Origin of the sequence: Cellulosimicrobium composti (genome assembly GCF_009711085.1) — a bacterium.
Lineage (GTDB): Bacteria > Actinomycetota > Actinomycetes > Actinomycetales > Cellulomonadaceae > Cellulosimicrobium > Cellulosimicrobium composti.
Map to the genome: position 1 here is coordinate 1 of NZ_WMKA01000005.1, position 14,814 is coordinate 14,814.

The 14,814-nt window shown below is 76.3% G+C and carries 14 protein-coding genes and 1 pseudogene; 10 read left to right on the plus strand and 5 right to left on the minus strand.

Annotated features, from left to right (window positions below; all coding sequences use genetic code 11):
* From GJV82_RS19855 to GJV82_RS03265, 5 genes and pseudogenes are all read left to right on the plus strand, one after another.
* Positions 1–503: pseudogene (locus GJV82_RS19855) on the plus strand (hypothetical protein); the annotation flags it as partial.
* A complete protein-coding gene (gene narJ, locus GJV82_RS03250) occupies positions 500–1,261 on the plus strand; it encodes a nitrate reductase molybdenum cofactor assembly chaperone (protein ID WP_155098226.1) in 762 nt (253 codons plus the stop codon). The pseudogene GJV82_RS19855 and the gene narJ, both read left to right, overlap by 4 nt.
* Positions 1,258–2,013: a respiratory nitrate reductase subunit gamma gene (gene narI / locus GJV82_RS03255; protein WP_155098227.1), complete on the plus strand. Its 756-nt coding sequence runs from the start codon at positions 1,258–1,260 to the stop codon at positions 2,011–2,013. The genes narJ and narI overlap by 4 nt, the downstream gene beginning before the upstream one ends.
* A 122-nt stretch (positions 2,014–2,135) precedes the next feature.
* Positions 2,136–2,690 (plus strand): DoxX family protein, encoded by a 555-nt coding sequence (locus GJV82_RS03260; protein ID WP_155098228.1) that lies wholly within the window; start codon positions 2,136–2,138, stop codon positions 2,688–2,690.
* A 187-nt stretch (positions 2,691–2,877) separates the two neighbouring features.
* Positions 2,878–3,660: a DUF899 family protein gene (locus GJV82_RS03265; protein WP_155098229.1), complete on the plus strand. Its 783-nt coding sequence runs from the start codon at positions 2,878–2,880 to the stop codon at positions 3,658–3,660.
* Positions 3,661–3,668: 8 nt separating this feature from the next.
* Here GJV82_RS03265 and GJV82_RS03270 read toward each other — a convergent pair whose 3' ends face one another.
* Entirely contained in the window at positions 3,669–4,154 is a 486-nt protein-coding gene (locus tag GJV82_RS03270) for a GNAT family N-acetyltransferase (RefSeq protein WP_318657225.1), read from the minus strand.
* 59 nt (positions 4,155–4,213) lie between these two features.
* Between GJV82_RS03270 and GJV82_RS03275 the strand changes: the two genes are divergently transcribed.
* From GJV82_RS03275 to GJV82_RS20625, 3 genes are read left to right on the plus strand one after another with little or no spacing between them, the layout of a single operon-like run.
* Entirely contained in the window at positions 4,214–4,618 is a 405-nt protein-coding gene (locus GJV82_RS03275; protein WP_155098230.1) for a TOBE domain-containing protein, read from the plus strand.
* Positions 4,615–5,430: a molybdate ABC transporter substrate-binding protein gene (gene modA / locus GJV82_RS03280; RefSeq protein ID WP_318657226.1), complete on the plus strand. Its 816-nt coding sequence runs from the start codon at positions 4,615–4,617 to the stop codon at positions 5,428–5,430. The genes GJV82_RS03275 and modA overlap by 4 nt, the downstream gene beginning before the upstream one ends.
* Positions 5,431–5,460: 30 nt before the next feature.
* Complete coding sequence (locus tag GJV82_RS20625; RefSeq protein WP_155098231.1) at positions 5,461–7,656, plus strand: ABC transporter permease; 2,196 nt, start codon at positions 5,461–5,463, stop codon at positions 7,654–7,656.
* Positions 7,657–7,722: 66 nt separating this feature from the next.
* Here GJV82_RS20625 and GJV82_RS03290 read toward each other — a convergent pair whose 3' ends face one another.
* Positions 7,723–8,424 (minus strand): FadR/GntR family transcriptional regulator, encoded by a 702-nt coding sequence (locus tag GJV82_RS03290; RefSeq protein WP_024842297.1) that lies wholly within the window; start codon positions 8,422–8,424, stop codon positions 7,723–7,725.
* A gap of 167 nt (positions 8,425–8,591) precedes the next feature.
* Between GJV82_RS03290 and GJV82_RS03295 the strand changes: the two genes are divergently transcribed.
* Positions 8,592–9,164, plus strand: coding sequence for a gluconokinase (locus GJV82_RS03295; protein ID WP_155098232.1), 573 nt, complete (start codon positions 8,592–8,594; stop codon positions 9,162–9,164).
* A gap of 47 nt (positions 9,165–9,211) precedes the next feature.
* Positions 9,212–10,594: a GntP family permease gene (locus GJV82_RS03300; protein ID WP_155098233.1), complete on the plus strand. Its 1,383-nt coding sequence runs from the start codon at positions 9,212–9,214 to the stop codon at positions 10,592–10,594.
* A 137-nt stretch (positions 10,595–10,731) separates the two neighbouring features.
* Here GJV82_RS03300 and GJV82_RS03305 read toward each other — a convergent pair whose 3' ends face one another.
* From GJV82_RS03305 to GJV82_RS03315, 3 genes are all read right to left on the minus strand, one after another.
* Positions 10,732–12,234 (minus strand): hypothetical protein, encoded by a 1,503-nt coding sequence (locus GJV82_RS03305; RefSeq protein WP_155098234.1) that lies wholly within the window; start codon positions 12,232–12,234, stop codon positions 10,732–10,734.
* 82 nt (positions 12,235–12,316) lie between these two features.
* Entirely contained in the window at positions 12,317–13,465 is a 1,149-nt protein-coding gene (locus GJV82_RS03310) for a hypothetical protein (RefSeq protein WP_155098235.1), read from the minus strand.
* A 104-nt stretch (positions 13,466–13,569) separates the two neighbouring features.
* Positions 13,570–14,688 (minus strand): VIT1/CCC1 transporter family protein, encoded by a 1,119-nt coding sequence (locus GJV82_RS03315; RefSeq protein ID WP_155098236.1) that lies wholly within the window; start codon positions 14,686–14,688, stop codon positions 13,570–13,572.
* Between the last annotated feature and the right edge of the window lie 126 nt (positions 14,689–14,814).

Genomic DNA, 14,814 nt, shown 5'->3' on the forward strand with positions numbered 1-14,814 from the left:
CCGCCCACACCGAGATCGCCCGCGAGCTCGACGAGCTGTCCTGCTCCCTCGACTACGACGGCGGCCCCGGCATGGGCGGCATGGGGCTCACCGGCGCGGGGCCGTTCGGCGAGACGTCCGGCACCCCGGTGCCCGTCGCGGTCGAGAACTTCCACGTGCTCCAGGCCCGGCAGACGGCGGACTCGCCGTACGGGCCCTCGACGCCGGGGCGCGTCAACCTCCTCAACTGGGACGGCAACGGCCGCCCGCCCGGGCTGTTCCCGCCGGGCGGCGACGCGTCGTCGGGCGACGCCGCCGGGGCGTCGGGCGGGGTCGGGCCTGGCGCCCCGGGCTCGCTGCCCGGCGGCCGGCAGGACGCGCGCCACGACACCATCCCCGGTCCCCCCGGGTCCGGTGGTCGCCCGGGCGACGGGCCGACGCCCGGAGGCCCGGCGGGCGGGTCGGCACGCGGCCCCGCGCCCGGGACGGGACCCGGCGTCGAGCCCGACGGGGGCACGCGATGAGGACGCGATCGCTTCTCCCGACCCCGTCGCTGCGCCCCGGGGCGCGGCCGCGCGGACCGCTGCCCGACCACCTGGCTCCCGTGGCGGCGTCGGGCACCCAGCGCCGCACGACCCACATGGCCGCGTCCGTGCTGCTCGCCTACCCGGACGACGACGTGCTCGCCGCGACGGCCGCCGTCCGCGCGGCGACTCCCGGGCTGCCCGCGGCCGTCCGCGAGCGCCTCGACGCGTTCTGCGACCTGCTCGGCGCGGCGGACCTGGGCGACCTCCGAACTCGCTACGTCGCGACGTTCGACCTCAAGCGCAAGTGCTCGATGTACCTGTCGTACTACGCGGCGGGCGACACGCGTCGGCGCGGGACGGCGCTCGTCGCGTTCGTCGAGGCGTACCGGGCCGCGGGCTGGGAGGTCACCGGGTCGGAGCTGCCGGACTACCTGCCGACGGTCCTCGAGTTCTCGGCGCGCGCCACGGGCGACGACGCGGCGATCGCGGCGGGCCTGCTCGCGGCGCACCGCGACGGGATCGAGGTGCTGCGGACGGCGCTCGAGAGCACGGCGAGCCCGTGGACCGGGCTGGTCGAGGCCGTGTGCCTCACGCTGCCCCCGCTCGACGGGCGCACGCAGCAGCGGTACGTCGAGCTCGTCACGGCGGGGCCGCCTGCCGAGCTCGTCGGGATGGAGCCGGTCGCGCTGGAGCCGTACGGGCCGGCGCCCGGCCCGGCGCAGGGTCGCGGGACGCCGCGGGAGGTGGCGCGATGAACGGGGTGAGCACGGGCGAGGTCCTGCTGTGGGTCGTGTTCCCGTACGTGACGTTCGCGGTGTTCGTCGTGGGGTCGGTCTGGCGGTACCGCTACGACAAGTTCGGCTGGACCACGCGGTCGAGCGAGCTCTACGAGAAGCGGCTGCTGCGCCTTGGGTCGCCGCTGTTCCACTTCGGGCTGCTGTTCGTGATCCTCGGGCACCTCCTGGGCCTCGTCGTCCCGAAGTCGTGGACCGAGGCGGTGGGCATCAAGGAGGTCGCGTACCACTTCGTCGCCACGTACATGGGGTCGATCGCGGCCGTCGCGCTCGTCGCCGGGCTGCTCATCCTCGTCTACCGGCGGCGGACCACCGGTCCCGTGTTCCGTGCGACGACGCGCATGGACAAGACGATGTACGTCTTCCTCGCCGCGTCGATCCTGCTCGGCACGTGGGCCACGGTGCAGACGCAGCTCGTCGCGGGCGGCCACGGGTACGACTACCGGGAGACGATCTCGCCCTGGTTCCGGTCGCTGTGGTACCTGCAGCCGCAGCCCGCGCTCATGGAGGGCGTGCCGGCCGCGTTCCAGCTCCACATCGTCGCGGCGAACCTGCTGTTCGTCCTGTGGCCGTTCACGCGGCTCGTGCACGCGTTCTCCGCGCCCGTCCCGTACGTGTTCCGCCCGTACGTCGTGTACCGCTCGCGGGACGCCTCCGTCGCGGCGCGCACCCCGCGGCCGGGCTGGGACCCCTCCGAGCAGCCGCGTCGCTGACCTGCGACGACGCTCTCCGAGCGGGTGAAACCCGGGACCGCGCGTCCTCGGGGCGGCCGCGGACCCCCTCCTTCCAGGGGCGGCCACAGGGACCGCGACCGTCACCGGAAGAGGTTCGAGAGATGTCCACCACCGTCCCCACGACCCCGGGTCGTGCTCGTGCCGTCCCCCCGTCGGCGGCCTCGGCCCGGCGCCGCTCCGCCGTCGTGCCCGCACGGCTGGCCGACCGCGTCGACGCCGCCGTCGCCGCGACCGCGCGGTTCCTCACGCGCTGGTCCGTCCCCGCGCTGCGCGTCGCCCTCGGGCTCGTGTTCCTCGGGTTCGGCGTCCTGAAGCTCGTCCCCGGCGCGAGCCCCGCGGAGTCGATCGCCGCCCGCACGGTCGAGACGCTGACCTTCGGCGTCGTCGGCGGGACGGCGGCGGTAATCTTCACCGCGGTCCTCGAGACGTTCATCGGCCTGACGCTCGTCACCGGGCGCCTGCTGCGCACGGGTCTCGTCGCCCTCGCGGTCGCGATGGCCGGGATCCTCTCGCCGATCGTCCTGTTCGCGGGCGAGCTGTTCGGCGACGGCATGACGCTCATGGGCCAGTACGTGCTCAAGGACCTCGTGCTCGTCACCGGCACGGCCGTCGTCGCCGCCGTCGCCCTCGGGGCGCGGCTGAAGCTCGACGCATGACCCGGGCCCCACGCCGAACACGGGGTTGGTGTCGTTATCCACGCGATAACGGCACCAACCCCGTTTTCGGCAGCGCGGGACCCCGTGCTCGCCAGGAGCCGGACGACCGATGACTACCGCGTGGCCCGCCGGTCCTCCCTCTCGACGCAGGTGTCGAGCGACGCCCCGCACCCCGACGGAGGACTCCATGACGACCACGCCCAGCACCCCGGCCCCGTCCCGGCCCGGCCGCCCGCCCGTCGTCGACCTCGCCACCTGGCAGGCGGCACGCTACGAGCTCCTCGCGCAGGAGAAGGCGCACACACGGCAGGGCGACGCGCTCGCCGCGGCGCGCCGACGGCTGCCGATGGTCGAGATCGACGGCACCGTCGCCGTCGTCGGCCCCGACGGCCCGACCCCGTTCCTCGACCTCTTCCAGGGCCGCGACGAGCTCGTGGTGTACCAGCACATGTGGCACGACGGCGCCCCGCACCAGGGGCAGTGCGAGGGGTGCACGTGGACCGCGTGGCACCTGCGCGACGCGGTGTACCTCAACGCGCGCGGCGTCTCCTTCGCGATCCTCACCGTGGGCGCGTGGGACGAGGTGGAGCCGTACGTGGAGTTCATGGGCTACACCCAGCCCTGGTACTCGGTGCGCGGGCTCGACGCCCCGGTCGGCGGCGACATGGGCTACCTCAGCGTGTTCCTGCGGGACGGCGACCGCGTGTTCCTCACGTACCGCACGACGGGTCGCGGCACCGAGCCCACCAACCCCGCGTTCGCACTGCTCGACCGCACCCCCTACGGCCGTCGCGAGGCGTGGGAGGACCAGCCCGACGGCTGGCCCGAGGCCCACCACCCCGGCTGGTTCTGGCGCACGGACGCCGACGGCGTCGCCGGGTGGAGCGAGACCACGCGCCCCGCGCCGCAGTGGACCCGCCCCGGCGCGACCCCGGTCGAGACCCTCGGCCGCCACGACCACCACCACTGAGTCCCGCGTCAGAGCGCGAGGGTCAGGTACACGCTCAGCGGGTCGTGGGTGTAGTCGGCGAACGGCGCGCACGGCACGAACCCGTGGCGCGCGTAGAGCCGGCGCGCGGGCGCGAAGTACTCCTCGGCGCCCGTCTCCAGGCTGACGCGCGCGAGCCCGCGGTCGCGCGCGACGTCGAGCAGGTGCCCGAGTACCGCGGCGCCGACCCCGCGGCCCCGGGCCGCCGCCGTCGTGCGCATGGACTTGAGCTCGCCCAGCGTCGCGTCGTGCTGCGTGAGGGCCCCGCACCCGAGCAGCGTCCCGTCGTCCGCGCGCGCGGTGACGAACGTGATGTCCGGCGCGCGCAGGCGCTCGACGTCGAGCGCGTGCACGCTCTCGGGCGGCGACGTGGCGTACATGTCGTCCAGGTGCTCCTGCAGCAGCGTCAGCACGTCGGCGGCCGTGGGCTCCTCGGCGCCGACGCGCACGGCCGCCCCTCTGGTCGTCTCGCTCACGGCAGGAGCGTGCCACACCACCCCGACGGTTCCGCAGATGCGGGCCTATCCTCGATGTCATGCCGCACTTCCGGATCCGTGAGGCCGCGAGCCTCCTCGGGGTCAGCGACGACACCGTGCGCCGCTGGGTCGACGCGGGCGACCTCGGCGCGAGCGCCGACGACGCCGGGCGCAAGGTCGTCGACGGCGCGGAGCTCGCGCGCTTCGCCGTCGCCCAGGCGCGCCCGACCCCCGACCCGTCCGGCGTCGCGCGCTCGGCGCGCAACCGGTTCGTCGGGATCGTCACCGACGTCGTGAGCGACACCGTGATGTCCCAGGTCGAGATGCTGTGCGGCGGCCAGCGGGTCGTGTCGCTCATGAGCACCGAGGCCGTGCGCGAGCTGCGCCTCGAGCCGGGGAGCCTCGCCGTCGCCGTCGTCAAGGCGACGACCGTCGTCGTCGAGACGCCGGGCGGCGCCGCGTGAGCGTGGCGCGCCTGCTGTCGGCGGCGCTCGCCGCCGCGCTCGCGCTCGGGCTCGCGGCGTGCGGCGCCGGCGGGGCGGCGTCACCGGGCGGCACGGGCGCCCCCGCCGAGGAGCGCACGCTGACCGTGCTCGCCGCGGCGTCGCTGCGCGACGTGTTCACGGACCTCGCCGCGGACTTCGAGGCCGAGCACGACGGCGTGACCGTGACGCTGTCGTTCGCCGGGTCCTCCGACCTGGGTGACCAGGTCCTCGCGGGCGCGCCCGCCGACGTCCTCGCCTCGGCCGACGAGCGCACGATGACGCGGGTCGTCGAGGCGGGCGACGCGTCCGACCCCGTCCCGTTCGCGACGAACACGCTGACGGTCGTCACCCCGCCCGACAACCCGGCCGGCGTCGAGACGTTCGCCGACCTCGCGCGCGACGACGTCAGGGTCGTCGTGTGCGCGCCGCAGGTCCCGTGCGGCGCCGCGACCGACCGGGTCGCCGAGGCCGCGGGCGTCACCCTCCACCGCGTGAGCGAGGAGGCCAGCGTCACCGACGTGCTCGCCAAGGTCACGTCGGGCGAGGCCGACGCGGGCCTCGTGTACGTCACCGACGCGACGCTCGCAGGCGACGACGTCGCGGTGGTCGACGTGCCCGAGACCGACGCGGCGCTCAACGTCTACCCGGTGGCGGTCGTCGCGGCGGCCCGGGACGCGGGCCCGGAGCAGGTCGCGCTCGCGCAGGCATGGGTCGACCTCGTGACCGGCGCGACCGGGCAGGCGGCGCTCGCCGCGGCGGGCTTCGGCGCACCGGGGCCGGTCACGCCGTGAGGCCGGAGACGCCGTGAGGCCGGTGACGCCGTGCCCGCGATCCCGGGGCGGCTCGTGATGCGCGGCCTCCCCCGCTGGGTCCTCGTCCCGGCGCTGCTCGGCGCGCTGTTCGTCGTCGTGCCCGTCGCGGCGACGGTCGCGCGCGTCGAGCTCGCGCCGGGGCCGGACGGGTCCGGCGGGCTGTGGGCGCTCCTGACGTCGCCCGCCGCGCTCGACGCCCTCGGCCTGTCCGTGCGCACGGCGCTCACCGCGACGGTCGCGTGCGTCGTCCTCGGCACCCCGATGGCGCTCGTCCTCGCCCGGACGACGTTCCCCGGCCAGCGCGTCGCGCGCGCCCTCGTGCTGCTGCCGCTCGTGCTGCCGCCCGTCGTGGGGGGCATCGCGCTGCTGCACACGTTCGGGCGGCGCGGGCTGGTCGGCCGGCACCTCGAGGTGCTGGGGGTCGAGATCGCGTTCACGACGACGGCCGTCGTGCTGGCGCAGACGTTCGTCGCGCTGCCGTTCCTCGTGCTCAGCCTGGAGGGCGCGCTGCGCAGCCAGGACACGCGTCTGGAGGACGTCGCCGCGACGCTCGGCGCGCGGCCCACGACCGTGCTGCGCCGTGTCACGCTGCCGCGCGTGCTGCCCGGCCTGCTCTCGGGCGCGGTGCTCGCGTTCGCGCGCGCCCTCGGCGAGTTCGGCGCGACGATCACGTTCGCGGGCGCGCTCCAGGGCGTCACGCAGACGCTGCCGCTCGAGATCTACCTCCAGCGCAGCGCGGACCCGGACACCGCGGTCGCGCTGTCGTTCCTGCTCGTCGTGGTCGCGGTGCTCATCACCGCCGCCGTCCACGGCCCGCGCCTCCTCGGCGGTCCGGGTGCGCGCACGGCCCGACCGCGGCGAGGCGGCCCGGACGCACCCGCCTCGCGCCCCCTGGCCGACGCCGTCCGGGGCGTCCGCGCGGACGCCTCGCCCGGGAGCGGGAGCAGCCCGGCGGCGCCACCTGCGGCCGACCCGGAGCCGGACGCGGCGCCCGCCGCGCTCGCCGTGCGGGCCGTCGTCCCCGAGCGCGGGCTCGACGTCGACCTCGCCGTCGCGCCGGGCGAGGTCGTCGCGGTGCTCGGCGAGAACGGCGCGGGGAAGTCGACGCTCGTCCAGGTCGTCGCCGGGCTCGTGGCACCCGGCACGGCGCGCGGGGGCCGGGTCGTGGTCGGGGACGACGACGTCACGCGCGCCGCGCCGCGCCGTCGCCGCGTCGCGTGGCTGAGCCAGCGCCCCCTGCTGTTCGAGAACCTCACGGTCGAGGACAACGTCGCGTTCGGGCTGCGCGCGCGGGGCGTGCCCCGCGCCCGGGCGCGGCGCGAGGCCCGGGCCGCGCTCGTCCGCGTCGGTGCCGCGAGCCTCGCGTCCCGCCGCGCGACCGACCTCTCGGGCGGGCAGGCGCAGCGCGTCGCGATCGCGCGGGCGCTCGCGACCGACCCGCGCGTGCTCCTCCTCGACGAGCCGCTCGCCTCGCTCGACGTCGGTGTGGCGCAGCACGTGCGGTCGGTGCTGCACCACGCGCAGCGCGAGCGGCCCCGCACGACGCTCCTCGTGACGCACGACCTGCTCGACGTGCTCCTCCTCGCCGACCGCGTCGTCGTGCTGGCCGACGGCCGCGTCGTCGAGGACGGACCCATCGACGAGGTGCTGACGCGCCCCCGGTCCCGGTTCGCGGCCCGCCTCGCGGGCGTCAACCTGCTCGCCGGGAGCGTCGCGCACGTCGCCGCTCCGGAGCCCGCACTCGTCCCCGCAGCCCCGGGCGCCCCGGGCGCGCCCGGCGACGACGAGCGCGACGACGGCGCGCCGGACGACGAGCGCGAGGTGACGGTCGCCGTCGAGGGCGCCGCGGTCCGGGTGCGGGGCACGGCGGACGAGCCGCTCGCCGTCGGGGACCGGGCCATCGCGGTGTTCGAGCCGCGCGCGGTCGCCGTGCACCGGACGACGCCCGAGGGCAGCCCGCGCAACGCGTACCCGGTCGTCGTGACGAGCGTCGAGCCGCACGGGCCGCTCCTGCGGGTCTGGGCGCGCGTGGCGCCCCCGGGCTCGGGCGACGGCCCTGCGGACCCGCCGACCGGCGTCGGGCACGCCGCGCCGCACCTCGCCGCGGACCTCACGCCGCGGTCCGTCGCCGCGCTGCGCCTCGCGCCGGGCGAGCGCGTGTGGTTCGTCGTCAAGGCCGCTGAGGTTCGCGTCTACCCGCGCTGACCGCGAGCCGGCGCCGGTCCGCTCCGTCGACTCCGGTCGAGCAGGTGGGGTCTCGGCCCTACGCCGCTAGGACGAGCGCTCGACCCCGCCGAGCGCGCTGCGCACCTCGCCGACGATCGCGGCCATCGCCGCCTCGGCGGCCTCGGCGTCGGCGTCGGCGACCGCGCGCGCGACGGCCTCGTGCTGGTCGAGCGCCTCCGGGACGGGCGACGCGGGCATGAGGCCCAGGTGGGTGCGGCCGCTGAGCACGGCCGCGACGACCCCGGCGAGCGCGCCGAACATCTCGTTCCCGCTCGCGCGCAGCAGGATCTCGTGGAACCGGACGTCGAGCCTGAGGAACTCCTCGAGGTCGCCCGCCTCGCCGAGCAGGCGCATGCGCGCGGCGGCGGCGACGAGCTCGGCGCGCTCGGCGTCCGTCGCGTGGCGGGCGGCGCCGGCGGCGGCGAGCGGCTCGACGGCGTGACGCAGCTCGGTCAGCGTGCGCAGCTGGGCGTCGCGGCCGGGGCCCTCGAGGCGCCACCGGATGACGCGCGGGTCGAGCACGTTCCAGTCCTCGATGCCGAGCACGACGATGCCTACGCGCCGCTTGGAGCGCACGAGGCCGAGGCCCTCGAGGAGCCGCATCACCTCCCGCGCGACGGTGCGCGAGACGCCGAACTCGGTCCCGATCGACTCCAGGGTCAGCGGGGTTCCGGCGGGGGCGTCTCCGCTGGTGATGCGACGACCGAGGGTGTCGAGCACGGTGGTGTGCAGGACCGTCGTCGCCATGCCTCGCAGCCTAGTGGCGGCGAATGGTGCTATCAATCACTTGCCAAAGGTGTCACCAATACCCCACAGTGGAGGCCAGCGGCGACCACGACGGTCGTCGCCCGGGAGCATCGCGGCAGCGTCGCGGTGCGCGGCCCGGAGGCCCCGCCCGACACGGAAGTCGACACATGGACACGGACGTCAGCACCACCGACCAGCCCGACGGCCCTGATCAGCGCACGCCCCAGCACCTCGTCGTCATGGGCGTCGCGGGCTCGGGCAAGACCACCGTCGCGACGCTCCTCGCACGCCACCTCGGCACCGAGTACGCCGAGGCCGACCAGTTCCACCCCCAGGCGAACATCGACAAGATGAGCGCCGGGACGCCGCTCACCGACGAGGACCGGTGGCCGTGGCTCGAGGCGATCCGCGACTGGTTGAGCGCCGAGGCCGACGCCGGACGGTCCGGCGTCGTCACGTGCTCCGCGCTCAAGCGGTCCTACCGCGACCTGCTGCGGACCGCGGACGGCAGCGTGTGCTTCGTCCACCTCGACGGCAGCCGCGAGCTGCTCGGCGAGCGCATGGAGCACCGCAGCGGGCACTTCATGCCCACGTCGCTCCTGCCGTCGCAGCTCGCCACGCTCGAGCCCCTGGCCGACGACGAGCCCGGCTTCACGCTCGACGTCGCCTCCACGCCCGAGCAGATCGTCGAGCAGATCCTCGCCCGCACGCACCTGAGCGTCGCACCCGGCGCGCGCTGAGCCGCGCACCTCCCCAGCACCCGACCACGACCGTCGACGGAGACACCATGCCCCCCGAGGACTGGACACAGACCCTGACCGCCGGACCGCTGCTCGCGATCGCCGCGGGCGCGATCGCGCTCCTGCTGTTCCTCATCATCAAGCTCAAGCTGCACGCGTTCCTCGCGCTCGTCCTCGTGAGCCTGCTGACCGCCGTCGTGGCCGGCATCCCCACCGGATCGATCATCGAGGTCCTCACCGCGGGCTTCGGCTCGACCCTCGCGACCGTCGCCCTGCTCGTCGGCCTCGGCGCGATGCTCGGCCGGCTCGTCGAGACGAGCGGCGGCGCGCAGGTCATGGCCGACTTCCTCATCGGGAAGTTCGGCGAGAAGCGCGCACCGTTCGCGCTCGGCCTCGCGTCCCTGATCTTCGGGTTCCCGATCTTCTTCGACGCGGGCCTCGTCGTCATGCTGCCCATCGTCTTCTCCGTCGGGCGCAAGCTCGGCGGCTCGCTCCTCCTCTACGGCCTCCCCGTCGCGGGCGCGTTCTCCGTCATGCACATCTACGTGCCGCCGCACCCCGGCCCCGTCGCGGCGAGCGAGTTCCTCGGCGCGAACATCGGCATCGTCATCCTCCTCGGGCTCGTCGTCGCGATCCCCACGTGGTACGTCACGAGCTACCTGTTCGCCCGGTACGTCGGCCGTCGCATCGACCTGCCCATCCCCTCGATCCTCGGCGAGGCCGACGAGAAGCAGCTCGAGAACCCGCCGAAGTTCGGCACCGTCGTCACGATCCTCCTGCTCCCGCTCGTGCTCATCTTCGCCAACACCGGCCTCGACGCGCTGCGCGCGGCCGGGAGCGTCGACGCCGAGAACCCCGCCGTCCAGGTGCTGCGGGCCGTCGGCGCGACGCCCGTCGCGCTCCTCATCACGGTGCTCGTCGCCGCGTGGGTCCTCGGGCGGCGACGCGGCGTCTCCGGCACGGCGCTCGAGAAGACGCTCGACTCGGCGCTCGGCCCGGTCTGCTCCGTCATCCTCATCACCGGCGCGGGCGGCATGTTCGGCGGCGTGCTGCGCGCGACCGGCATCGGCGACGCGCTCGCCGACGTGCTCGGCGACCTCGGCCTGCCCGTGATCGTGGCCGGCTTCCTCATCGCCGCGATCCTGCGGGTGGCGCAGGGCTCGGCCACCGTCGCGCTGACGACGGCCGCCGGGCTCATCGCCCCCGCCGTCGAGGCGGGTGGCTTCAACGCCGTCGAGCTCGCCGCGGTCGTCGTGTCCGTCGCCGCCGGGTCGGTCGTGCTCAGCCACGTCAACGACTCCGGGTTCTGGCTCGTGGGCCGGTTCTTCGACATGGACGTCAAGACGACGCTGCGCACGTGGACGGTCATGGAGACCGCGATCGGCGTCATGGGCTTCGCGATCGCGGCGCTCGTCTTCGCCGTCGCCTAACGACCGCAGGCGGCGCCGCGCGCGCGAGCGCACGGCGCCGCCCGGCGCGGTCGCCCCGGGTGTTCCCTGGCCAGGTCCGGCGCGACCACGCCGAGGACCGCCCGGGCGCGCGGCCCGGGCGGTCCCGTCGAGGGACGTCAGGCCCGGTCGGTGAAGACCGGGGTGTAGGCGTCCGGGTCGGCGACCCACGAGCGGCGACGGAAGCGCCGGAGCGTCAGGCCGAGCAGCGTGAGCAGCCCCGCCATGACGAGCAGCCCCAGGTCACCGCCCGCGCCCGTCGTCGCGAGCGCCGCAGGTCCCGACGCCACGACCGAGCCGCCGACCGCGGCAGCCGCGCCCCCCGTCCCGACGCCCGCCGGGTAGGAGACACGGACCACGCTGCCGTCCGTGCCGTCGCCCGACCCCGGGCCGTCAGGTCCCGCCGGGCCGGTCGGGTCCGTCGGGCCGGTCGGGTCCGTCGGGTCCGTCGGGTCCGTGGGGTCCGTGGGGTCCGTCGGGTCCGTGGGGTCCGTCGGGTCCATGGGGTCCGTCGGCAGGCCGGCGGCCGCCGGGCACGCCGCGGACGCGTCGCCCAGGATCCCGACGCCCACGCCGCACACGGTCACGGGAACCGTCACCGGCGCGTCGAGCGCGACGTCGGGCAGCGCGCCGAGCACGCCGTCCTCCCCCACCACGCGGTCGACGAGACCGCCGTCGAGGAGACCGCTGTCGCCGCCCAGCAGGTCGTCCACCACACCGTCCTCGCCGAGCAGGTCGTCCACCAGACCGTCCTCACCGAACAGGTCGTCCACCAGACCGTCCTCACCGAACAGGGCGTCCACCAGACCGTCCTCACCGAACAGGTCGTCCACCAGGCCCTCGTCGCCGAGCACGCCGTCGAGAACGCCGGTACCACCGGCCGGGCCGGCACCGTCGCCGGCCGCCGTGCCGCCGACCGCCGCGTCGCCCAGCGCGCCCACCGCCACACCGGACACGGCCACGGGAACGGTCACCGGCACGTCGAGGGCCACGCCCGCCGGCTCCGCCGGAGCAGGCTCCGGAGCGGGAGCGGGAGCGGGCTCCGGGACCGGGGCGGGCTCCGGCGCCAGCGCCGGGCTCACCGTCGCGTCGCCCAGCACGCCCACCGCGACACCGGACACGTCCACGGGGACCGTCACCGGCACGTCGAGGTCCACGCCCGCCGGCTCCGCCGGAGCGGGCTCCGGAGCGGGAGCGGGCTCGGGGGTCGACGCCGCTGCGGGCGTCACCGCCGCGTCGCCGAGCACGCCCACCGCGACGCCGGACACGTCCACGGGGACCGTCACGGGGACGTCGAGGTCGACGCCGGACGGACCGGCGGCCCCCGCTTCCGGCTCGGGGGCGGGCTCGGGGGCGGGCTCCGGCACCGGGTCCACGGTCGCGTCCCCGAGCACGCCGACGGCGACGTCGGACACGGTGACGGGGACGTCCACGGGGACGTCCACCGAGACGTCGGGAAGGACCTCGGTCACCTGGCTCAGCGGAGCCTCGACCGACACGTCCAGCCCGAGATCGCCGAGGACGTCGCCCTCGGCTGCGTGGGCCGCTCCGGCCCCGACGACCACGAGGCCGCCTGTGACGAGCGCTGTGCGCAGCGCTCGCCGAACGAAGGTGTGCATCATCGTTCTCTCTCCTGCTCAGAAGGTGGTGGCGCACGACGGCGCCGGGTCACGTCTGCCGCGCGGCGCGCGGCGGCGGACCACCTCAGGCAGGGGGAACGGGGACCTCGAAGAACGTCGAGGGGTGCGTCGAGCGCGCGTCGTCACCGACGGCGGTCCACGACGCGTGAGCGGGCGCATCGGCGCCGAGACCGAGGGCGGCGACGTCGCCGCCCGAGCCGCCGCGGTGCACGCTCCCGGACGGCGCGGGGGTCGCTCCCGGGGCGCCGTCCGCGGGGACGCCGGCGGGCGACGCCGGCCCGCCCGCGGGGGCGGCAGCAGCGATCGGCGCGACGGCGGTTCCCACCGGGGCGGGGTCGTGCGCCGCCCACGCGGTGGAGAGCTCGTGGGGGCCGGCGGGCGAGGAGGGATCCGGTCCTGGTTGGGAAGGCACCGCGGCAGGCGCGTGCTCGGTCACGAGCGGCGGCGCGGCGGGCGAGGTGTGCCCGGACGCCCCGGGCCCCGAGGCGTCGGTCCCGGGCACGTCGGGCAGCACGGGCGCGAGCGGGTCGACGGGCGCGAGCGGGCCGGTGACCGGGCCGAGCACGGGGTCGGTGACCGGGGCGAGGAGGTCGAGCACGGGGGCCACGGCCTCCAGCACCGGCGTCACCGGGTCGAGCGCAGGCGACACGGCCCCGAGCACGGGGTCGACCACGGGCGCCACCGCCCCGACGACGGGCGCCGCCACCGGCACGACGGCGTCGAGCACCGGCGTGGTCACGGGCGCGACGGCGTCGACCGCGGGCCGGACGGCGGGCGCCACCGGGGCGACGACCTTCTCGACCACCGGCGCGACGGGAGCGGCGACCTCCTCGACCACCGGCGCGACGGGAGCGGCGACCTCCTCGACCACGGGCGCGACGGGAGCGACGACGTCCTCGACCACCGGGGCGACCGGTACGGCTGCCCGTTCGACGACCGGGGCGACGGGCTCGACCACGGGAGCGACGACGTCGTGCACGACGGGGGCGACGACGTCGTCCACGACCGGGTCGACGACGGTCCGCACCGTCGACGTCACGGGAGCCAGCGCCGTGCCGAGGCCGAGCGGGTCGTCCGCCGCGGACGCACCGCCCGCGGTCGCGACGGCGATCGTGAGCCCTGCGCCGAGCCCTCCGGCGGCCGCGAGGGCGCGCACGAGCCAGCGACGGGCGGCTGGTGCGCGCCTGCCCTGCGCGTCGTGCGTCTCGTCCATCGGGCGTCCCGGGGGGTCGTCGGTGCAGCGAGGCGACGGGCCGTCCGCCCGTCCGCGGCCACGGTAGGCACGGCGTGTGACGCTCACCACCCGAGCCGGGGGTTTCACCCGACCGTTGCCCCGAACACCAGCCCGAGGACGTAGGTGGCCGCGGCGGCGCCGAAGCCGATCGCGATCTGGCGCAGCGCGCGCGTGAGGGGCGACGTCCCGGAGAGCAGCCCGACCGTCGCGCCGGTCGCGAGGAGCGCGACGCCCACGAGGGCCGCGGCCACCGCGACGGCGACGAACCCCGTGAGGCCGAACAGGTACGGCAGCACCGGGACGAGCGCGCCCGACGCGAAGAACAGGAACGACGACACCGCCGCGCCGACCGCGGTCCCGTGCGTCTCGTGCTCGTCCGCGCTCGGCGGCGGCGCGATGACCGTGTGCTGCGTGTACGTCGCGAGGACGTCCGCGGCGTGCTCCTCCGCCTCGGCGGGGGCCATGCCCCGCGCGCGGTAGACGAGCGCGAGCTCGTTGGCGTCGACGTCGAGGTCGGGCAGGGCGGCGGACGCCTGCGGGCTCGGGGTCGACGCGTCGAGCAGCTCGCGCTGCGAGCGCACCGACACGTACTCGCCCGCGCCCATGGACAGCGCGCCCGCGAGGAGCCCCGCGAGGCCCGAGAGCAGCACCGTGCTGTTCGATGCCCCGGACGCGCCGATGCCGAGGATCAGCGCGAGGTTGGACACGAGGCCGTCGTTCGCGCCGAACACCGCGGCCCGGAACGTGCCGGAGAGGCGGTTGCGGCCGCGCGTCGCGAGACCGCGCACGACCTCCTCGTGGATGCGCTCGTCGGCCGCCATCGTGGGCGTCGCGTCCGCGTCGGTGTCGTACGTGGAGCGCGCCTCCGCGCGCTGGGCGAGCGCGAGCACGAACACGCCGCCGAAGCGCCGCGCGAGCCAGCCGAGGGTGCGGGTGCGCCAGTCGCCGCGCAGGGGCCGGCCGACGTCGTCGCCGAGCAGGTCGAGCCAGTGCTGCTCGTGGCGGCCCTCCGCGTCGGCGAGCGCGAGGAGGATGTCGCGCTCCTCTCCGGTGCGGCGGCTCGCGAGGTCGCGGTAGACGGCGGCCTCCGCGCGCTCGTCCGCGAGGAAGCGGCGCCACCGGCGCACGTCCTGCGGGGTGGGCGTGCGCCCGGGGGTCGGGTCCGAGGGCACGCCGGTGGGAGGCTCAGGCGGGGCGGGCATGGCTCCATCATGGCGATTTTCCGCGCCGCGCGGTTTCGCGGGACCGAAGTCGGGTCGTCGCCCGGCCGCGACCTCGGTTGCGCGCACCCGGCGTCCGGGACCGGGCGTGCGGGCGTGGGCGGGCGC

Bases quoted from the DNA above. Each gene is read 5' to 3' on its own strand.
- narJ (WP_155098226.1), top strand. From the start codon at position 500: ATGAGGACGCGATCGCTTCTCCCGACCCCGTCGCTGCGCCCCGGGGCG.
- narI (WP_155098227.1), top strand. From the start codon at position 1,258: ATGAACGGGGTGAGCACGGGCGAGGTCCTGCTGTGGGTCGTGTTCCCG.
- GJV82_RS03260 (WP_155098228.1), top strand. From the start codon at position 2,136: ATGTCCACCACCGTCCCCACGACCCCGGGTCGTGCTCGTGCCGTCCCC.
- GJV82_RS03265 (WP_155098229.1), top strand. From the start codon at position 2,878: ATGACGACCACGCCCAGCACCCCGGCCCCGTCCCGGCCCGGCCGCCCG.
- GJV82_RS03275 (WP_155098230.1), top strand. From the start codon at position 4,214: ATGCCGCACTTCCGGATCCGTGAGGCCGCGAGCCTCCTCGGGGTCAGC.
- GJV82_RS03290 (WP_024842297.1), bottom strand. From the start codon at position 8,424: ATGGCGACGACGGTCCTGCACACCACCGTGCTCGACACCCTCGGTCGT.
- GJV82_RS03295 (WP_155098232.1), top strand. From the start codon at position 8,592: ATGGACACGGACGTCAGCACCACCGACCAGCCCGACGGCCCTGATCAG.
- GJV82_RS03300 (WP_155098233.1), top strand. From the start codon at position 9,212: ATGCCCCCCGAGGACTGGACACAGACCCTGACCGCCGGACCGCTGCTC.
- GJV82_RS03305 (WP_155098234.1), bottom strand. From the start codon at position 12,234: ATGATGCACACCTTCGTTCGGCGAGCGCTGCGCACAGCGCTCGTCACA.
- GJV82_RS03310 (WP_155098235.1), bottom strand. From the start codon at position 13,465: ATGGACGAGACGCACGACGCGCAGGGCAGGCGCGCACCAGCCGCCCGT.
- GJV82_RS03315 (WP_155098236.1), bottom strand. From the start codon at position 14,688: ATGCCCGCCCCGCCTGAGCCTCCCACCGGCGTGCCCTCGGACCCGACC.